At 69.4% G+C, this 2134-nt stretch carries 2 protein-coding genes; one reads left to right on the top strand and one right to left on the bottom strand.

Translation table 11 applies throughout. The features are described from left to right. Nucleotides 1-57: 57 nt before the first annotated feature. Nucleotides 58-1320: a DNA glycosylase AlkZ-like family protein gene (locus tag RTM68_RS05755; protein WP_312169150.1), complete on the bottom strand. Its 1263-nt coding sequence runs from the start codon at nt 1318-1320 to the stop codon at nt 58-60. Nucleotides 1321-1396: 76 nt separating this feature from the next. Here RTM68_RS05755 and RTM68_RS05750 point away from each other — a divergent pair. Next, nucleotides 1397-2134: AI-2E family transporter (locus RTM68_RS05750; RefSeq protein ID WP_312169148.1), on the top strand; the 738-nt coding region annotated here is incomplete at its 3' end.

The following is a 2134-nucleotide window of genomic DNA, read 5'->3' as shown; positions in this document are numbered from 1 at the left end:
CGCCGGCGAGTACGAGAGCGGCGGCGGTGCCGCCCACGGCCCAGGCGACTCGGCGGCTCATGACGTGCGCTCTCTGGCGTGCACGTGACGGCGGACCGATGCGTCGGGGTGGAAGGAGAGAGCGGCGTGCAGACCCTCGGCCGCGGAACCCCACCCCGACACCGAGATGTGCGCGAGACCCTGCCAGGATGCCGCGAGAGCGAGCTCGACGGCGATCCGCTCCGCGTCCTCAGCGGGATTCGCCTGAGGCTCCCACCAGGCGGACTGCACCTGCAGGGTCGACGTCGCGCGGTCGGCCTTGAGATCGACACGAGCGACGATCCGATCGCCGACGAGCACGGGGAGCGAGTAGTACCCGTATCTCCGCTTCTCGGCGGGCACGTAGATCTCGATGCGGTAGTCGAGCTCGAAAGCACGGAGCGCCCGATCTCGGAACCAGACGATCGGGTCGAAGGGGGTCAGCAGCGCGGCCGCATCGACGCGGCGGGGCAGCACCGCTTCGTGGTGACGCCATGCCGGTATCGGTCGGCCCGCGCGGTCCCATCCGCGGACGGCTACGGGCAGCAGCTCGCCCTCGTCGATCAGATCGGCGATCGACTGCGACACCGCGGCGCGGTCACGGATGCGGTGGTAGTCGGCGAGGTCGGACTGGGTCGCCACCCCGGAGGATCGTGCCGCGCGTCGGGTGAGCTCGCGGATCGCCTCATCGCGGGGTACGTGCGTGGAGAGGATCCCGGCGGGGATGACGTTCTCGGCGAGAGCGTAGCTGCGCTCGAATCCCTTGCGGCCGCTGATCGCGACATCGCCCGTGCGCCAGAGGTGCTCGAGGGCGAGCTTCACGTCGTCCCAGTCCCACCAGGTGCCGCGCTCGCGCGGAGCGTCGGCCCGCAGGTCGGCCGGACGGAGCGGTCCTCGATCGCGGAGCTCGTCCTTGACCCACTGCAGCGTACGGGCGTTGGTGCTCATCCAGGAGTCGGGGCCCGCCCAGCGCGCGCGGAAGTCGTCCATACGGAACCGCCAGAGCGGCCAGTCCTCGACGGGGATGAAGGTGGCCTCGTGAGCCATGTACTCGACGTAGTGAGTCGTTCGCGAGTGGAACACCCGATCCAGCAGTGCCGGGTCGTACGCGCCCAGTCGCGAGAACATCGGGAGGTAGTGCGAGCGCGCGAACACGTTGACCGAGTCGATCTGCAGCACACCGAGCCTGCCCATGACCCGGTGCAGATGCCTCGCGGACACGGAACTCGGTCGGGCACGCGTGAATCCCTGCGCTGCGAGCGCGATCCGTCGTGCCTGGCTGGCGCTGAGAGTGTCGGTCACGTCGTCAGCGTATCGCCGGGCACCGACACCGTAACGCTCGTCGAGACCGCCGGTGGCCGCGCCGTAGACTTGGGCGATGAGCGAAGAGCAGCGTCCGCGACTGAGGGATCTCTTCCGTCCGCGCGCCGCAGCCCCGGATCGTCCCGCGGCCACCGCGACAGACGAGGCGGTGCCTGTCGGCCTGCGCATCACGGCGGCCTACGCCTGGCGGCTCCTTCTGATCGCCGCTGCTGTCGCGGGCATCATCTGGCTGGTGATCGAGCTCAAGCTCCTCGTCATCCCCCTCATGGTCGGCATCCTCATCACGGCACTGCTGTGGCCCGCGATGCAGTGGATGCTGCGGCACCGCTTCCCCCGCTGGCTGGCTGTCACGCTGGCGCTCATCGGCACGCTGACGATCGTCTCGTTGCTCTTCTGGCTCGTGATCTGGCAGGTGCGAGCGCAGCTGCCGGATGTGCAGGAGCGCAGCTCGGCGGCGATCGAGGAGTTCCGTCAGTTCCTGCTGACCGGACCCCTGCACCTCAGCGAGACCCAGATCCAGGGCTACATCGACCAGGGTCTGCAGATCATCAACGAGCAGACGCAGGCGCTGCTCAACGGCGCTCTCGCAGTCGGCACCACCGCCGCGCACGTCGTGACCGGGGCGGTGCTCTCGCTCTTCATCCTGATCTGCCTCCTGGCTGACGGGCGCGGAATCTGGAAGTGGACGCTGCGGCTCTTCCCGCGTGCCGCACGCCCCGCCGCCGATGCCGCGGCGAGCAACGGCTTCGCCACCATCGTCAACTACGCCCGCACGCAGCTGCTCGTGGCGGCG

The organism is Microbacterium sp. (assembly GCF_031988965.1).
Lineage (GTDB): Bacteria > Actinomycetota > Actinomycetes > Actinomycetales > Microbacteriaceae > Microbacterium.
This window is presented reverse-complemented; position numbering and strand designations above follow the sequence as displayed.